Annotated in this window: 3 protein-coding genes and 1 pseudogene; 3 read left to right on the forward strand and 1 reads right to left on the reverse strand. The window is 59.9% G+C overall.

The annotated features are described in order from the left end of the window. Both F6X39_RS35610 and F6X39_RS35615 read left to right on the forward strand, forming a co-directional pair. Nucleotides 1-386: pseudogene (locus tag F6X39_RS35610) on the forward strand (MFS transporter); the annotation flags it as partial. Nucleotides 387-496: 110 nt separating this feature from the next. Then, nucleotides 497-1,573 carry an AI-2E family transporter gene (locus F6X39_RS35615; RefSeq protein ID WP_187620083.1) on the forward strand — a complete coding sequence of 359 codons (1,077 nt, stop codon included), beginning with the start codon at nucleotides 497-499 and terminating at the stop codon, nucleotides 1,571-1,573. Nucleotides 1,574-1,637: 64 nt separating this feature from the next. On the opposite strand, the gene F6X39_RS35620 is transcribed toward F6X39_RS35615, so the two are convergent. Next, a complete protein-coding gene (locus F6X39_RS35620; RefSeq protein WP_187620081.1) occupies nucleotides 1,638-2,261 on the reverse strand; it encodes a TetR/AcrR family transcriptional regulator in 624 nt (207 codons plus the stop codon). 198 nt (nucleotides 2,262-2,459) lie between these two features. On the opposite strand from F6X39_RS35620, the gene F6X39_RS35625 reads away from it, so the two are divergent. Beyond that, entirely contained in the window at nucleotides 2,460-3,419 is a 960-nt protein-coding gene (locus tag F6X39_RS35625; protein ID WP_187620082.1) for a LysR family transcriptional regulator, read from the forward strand. The last annotated feature ends 1,781 nt before the right edge of the window (nucleotides 3,420-5,200 follow it).

A 5,200-nucleotide genomic window follows, 5' to 3' on the forward strand; every position in this document is an offset into this window, starting at 1 on the left:
TGCCGACGACGAGCATCGGCCTGAGCAGTGTCGACGAGCCCGAAACGGCGTCGGCGGCGGGACTGATGAGCTTCTGCCGGACCTTCAGCGGGGCGATTGCCACGTCGGTCGTCAACACGTTGTGGGAAGACAAGACCAAGTTCAACCGCGCGGAGTTGTCGGGCCTGGTCGATCAGGCCGGCCACTTCATGTCCTCGCTGACCGGTTCCGGCTGGAGTGCGGATCAGGCGCAGGCGCAGATCAGCAACATGGTCGAGTCGCAGGCGGTGATGCTCGCCACCAACCAGCTTTTCTTTAACATCGCATGCTGCTTCATCATCGGCGCACTGGCGATCTGGCTTGCGCCCAAACCGACGCGTGTCGCGGATACGTCACAGGCACATTGAAGGCCAACGCGGGGCGCGCGCGCCCCGCTTTCGCCGATGCTGAATGACGACTGCGAATGACCTCCTCGATACCCCGCCGCTTTTTTGCCTGTCACGTGCGGGTCACCTGAATACGACTCCCGACCATGATCCTGACTTCCTATCAGCGCCAGACCCTCGTCTGGGGCGCCATCGCCGCTGGCCTCGGTATCCTTCTATGGATCTTGCGCCCGGTTCTCACGCCATTCCTGCTCGGTGCGCTCATCGCGTACATGTTGCAACCGGGCGTCGAGTGGCTGGTGCGCCAGCGTGTGCCACGCGCGGTGGCGGTCTTGCTGATGATGCTCCTCTTCGCACTGCTCCTGACGCTACTGCCGCTACTTGCGTTCGCCGTGATCCACAAGGAAGGGCCCGAGCTCGCGAAGAACATTCCTGTCTTCATCGCCGGCCTGAACGCGTGGCTGCAACCGAAGCTGGCACTGCTGGGCGTCAGCTACTCACTCGACTTGCCTGGAGTGCGCCACCTGCTGACCGGCGACACGATCGGCAACGGCCAGACCGTCATACTCGCCGCCTGGCGGTACGCGCGTACAGGCAGCAACGTCGTGCTTCCTGTTGCAAGCAACGTCATACTGGTGCCGCTTGTCCTTTTCTATCAGCTTTACGACCGGCACCAGATATTCGCGCGGATGGAAAGCCTTGTGCCGCGGCGCTGGGTTGGCAAGGTCCGTGGACTCGTGACCGAGATGGACCACATGCTGTCGCAATACTTACGCGGCCAGTTGCTCGTGATGGGCGTGCTCGCCGTGTTCTACCCGATAGCGTTGACGCTGGCCGGCCTCGACATCGCGCTGCCCATCGGGCTCTTCACCGGCATCGCGGTGTTCATCCCCTACGTGGGTTTCGCCCTGGGACTCGCCCTTGCGCTTCTTGCCGCGCTTCTGCAGTTCGGCGGCTGGTACGGCATCGGCGTAGTCGCAGCCGTGTACGGAGTTGGACAGGTTCTCGAAAGTTCTTTTCTTGTTCCCAAACTCGTGGGCGACCGCATCGGGCTGCACCCGCTCGCGGTGATCTTCGCTCTGCTTGCGTTTGGCCAGCTTTTCGGCTTTTTTGGCGTGCTGCTCGCGCTGCCGGTGAGTGCGATCCTTGCAGCGGTGCTGGGCGACCTGCGGCGCCGCTATGTGGCCAGCGCGCTGTATAAGGACTGACCGCCGGTTTGCCCTGGATGGATGTCGATCTGCCGCCCGGACAATGCGGGCGGCAGCCGGATAATCAGTGCGTGGTTCGTGCGGCGTCCGTCGGCCCGTATGCGGCCATGAACACGTCGACCGCTCTCTGGACGACCTTCGCGATGTTGCGGGGGCTGGTATCGGCCGGCACGCCAAACAGGCACAGCTCCATCAACTCAGCTTCATACAGGGTGCGCAGATGCGAGGTCGCGATAGCCACATTACAGCTGCGCAACTGCCCGGCGTCAATCAATTGCTGCAGGAAGACAGCCACCGTTTGCCAGCCGAGCTTCGGCCCGCGCTCATAAAACAGGGCACCGACATTCGACCGGCCGCCTTCACGATGCGCGAGACGGCGCACCGCGAGCAGTTGCGGTTTTAGCACCGCAACCAGATAGTGCGTGCCGAATCTCGTCAGTGCATCGCGAACCGGCGTGGAGGTCTTAAGCAGGACGAACGCCGCTCCTACTTCCTCCTGCGCGGCGGCGGTCATGAACTCAGTGAACATCGCTTCCTTCGACTCGAAATAGCTGTAGAGCGTGGCTTTCGACCCGCCTGCCCGCGCCGCAATCTCGGACATCGACGCCTGCTCGAACCCCACCTCACTGAATACCTCAAACGCGGCGTCAACAATCGCCTGCCGCTTTGCTTCCGTTTTCCCCTTCATCTCGGGCTCTCCTTTTGTTTATGAAATCGATCGACGACGCCGCCGGCGGCAACGCACCTGACCTATCTTCAATCTTTACAGGTTTGGACTTTAACATAACTGAACTGCATGGTTTATTTACGTTGACGGCAACAGTATGTTTCACTATACTGAACCGTATGGTTTTGTATTTCGATTCACTTTGGATTACGAACACTTATGGACCATCTCGAAACGCTGCGAACCTTTTGTACCGTCGTCGAAATGCAAAGCTTCACGCACGCCGCGAATGCGTTGGGCATCTCAAAGGCAGTCGTCTCGCGCGCGATAACGGGGCTCGAAACCAGGCTCGGTGTGCGTCTTTTTCAGCGCACGACCCGACACCTCGCACTCACTGAGTCCGGGGAGGAGTTTTACGGCGGCTGCTCGCGCGTGGTTGCTGAACTGGACGTGCTCGAGGCCGGTACCGGGGAGCGCGCACGGGCGCCTGCGGGGGTACTGCGGCTCGTCGCCCACACCACCGCGGCGCTGATAGAGTTGCCACCACTGATCGCCGGGTTCCGTGCCCGCTACCCAGCCGTGCAGCTCGAATTGACGCTGGCGGAACGGCCAGTCGATCTGATCAAGGAAGCCTTCGATCTCGGCATCGTGCTGCCGTTCATGCTCACGAGCGAGCTCACGATCACCCGTGCGTTGTGCCGCCTGCCCCTCGCCGTGGTGGGCTCGCCCAGTTACCTGCAGGGGCGCCAGCTACCGCAAAGGCCCAACGATCTCGCCGCATTCCGCTTCGTCACAATACTTGCGTCGATCAGCGAACCACAACTGCGGTTCCGTCGCGGCGGCGAACAGATCGCCGTGCCACTCGAACACGACGTGTCGACCAACAACGCCGCGTTGAACAAGGAACTGGTGATGAGCGGTGCTGGTCTCGGCGCGTTGCCTCTTACGATGGTCGGCAAGGAGCTGGACGATGGCCGGCTGGTACAGCTGCTGCCCGACTTCGAGCTCATGAGCGGGGACGCCGAACTCAGGCTCGCATATCGCGACAGGGGCCTGATGACGGCGAAGGTCCGGGCGTTCATCGACTATGCGACGTCGTACTTCGACGCGCGCGCGGCTCAGATGGGCCACGTCCAACAGCAGCGGACGGTGGCCGGCGGCAGTGGCAGGCCGTCCTGATTGCCAGATGCTCAAGCAAACCTTCCCTACGCTCGTCGTTTGCGAGCATTGTGACAGCGTGCTACGTCCGCAGCCCCAGGATAACGGCCGATACGAAGAGCGACCTGCTGTTCGACATTCTCAAGCGGTTGCGTGCAGCGGCCATTACGTTGGCGACCCCGCAGACTGTAATTATTCGAGACCTGCGGGAAGTTGACACCGGTAGCTCTGTCGTCTCTCGGGAGTGGAAACACGCTGGCAGCATCTGACGCGCATACAGATATATTCAAACCGGTCTCGCTAACGGCAACCCTAACCGGATCTTCCCTCACGTGTGCGGTGAGTAAATCCAGGAGGTCCTCATCAGCTGCAAACGGTGCGCTGAATCTAAACTGGGGCCGCCCATCTCACGGGTACACTGAGCCTAGTTTTAGGAGGTCACGGTCAGAAAACAACCGCGCTCCTCGTGGAACACATCAAGCGCTTGTTGCAAAGGCTGTCAGTCAAGTCAACGGGCACCCCGCCCTTAAACCCAGGGCGGTTTCAAGGTCGAAGCGCAACGGCGGGTTTAATGTTTAGAGCCTTGAGGCTGAGCTGCTGAAGCAAGTGTTGCGGCAAAAACCTCGAATGGCGAAAGGAAGTCTCAACTGTCATTCGGCAAACGAAGTAATCTGGCACGCGCGAAGCGCTAAAGTTTTATAGCCGCATTCCCGCTCACCAGGGCAAGTCGCGACTGTTTTGCCAAAAAATCAGTGTTTTTCTGTAGGTCGCGACTTTTTTGCCAATTGAGAGCTCCTCTCAGCTGTCAAAAAAGTTGCGACTTGGCCCCTGTGCCGTATAGGCGATTGGGTCGGCTAACCCTTGCATCAACTGGCGGACAAAGCCGCGACCTATGATGTCGATTGCAACAACCGCGCCGCCAAATTTGGCGAAAGTTGCGACTTTGGCCGCCCCATAGCGCTTTGCGCCACGCCGATAAAAGGGTCAGCTTGACGTTTCGAGCGACTTTCGGGCTTGAAGGCCGTCGCTTAGCGTTCTTCGGTTGCTATTTTGCTCGCCGCGGTTTTTATTGATTTTGATCGGTGTAACTGTGGCTTGCCGCGCGTACGATCGAGATTTGCGACGGTTTTATAGTCGAGTTTAAGAGACGCTCCGATTTCCCGACGAGTCTTTCCTTGTGCGCGCAGCGCGAGTACGGTTTGCCCTAAAATTGAACGATGTTTACCGCTTCCGGGTCTGCAAGGTTGCGCGTCGGTGGCATTATGCCCGGACCATTGAGTGAATTTGAAATGCGCGCCACAGTTGCACCAAGCCACATAATGATCGCCTCGCCGCCTCATACCGTCGACAGGATGGCGAGTGCCATGGGCAGCGCCGACGTTTATGCAATAGATGACCGGCCGCGGCTTCGGCCGGCGAAATGCGAGGCTGCCGACGTCCCCCCCGGTCATCGCCTCGCAAGATCCAGCCAACAGGACGATGGCAACCGGCTTTGGCGCATGTGTATCTCTACTTCCACACAGCCCTCGTACTATATTAGTGTCCTGCCCGTTTGACCCTCCAACCCACCGCAGGAAACCAGGACCAAAATAGCTGGACATTGCCGCTCGCAAATCACGCAAAGTAGACAACTCGATCGCAGCCAAGGTCCTTCCCGAGGCGAAATCCACGACCTTGGGCGGCGACAATGACTACGTCCGGTGTACCGACATTCATCTTGGCCGGTAGTGAGGAGTCGGAGGCGGCGTAGCCGCCGGAGACGACGAACTGCCGGCGGCGCCGGGTCGGCGAGGTCTAGGATG

It is taken from the genome of Paraburkholderia sp. UCT2 (assembly GCF_014397665.1).
Lineage (GTDB): Bacteria > Pseudomonadota > Gammaproteobacteria > Burkholderiales > Burkholderiaceae > Paraburkholderia > Paraburkholderia tuberum.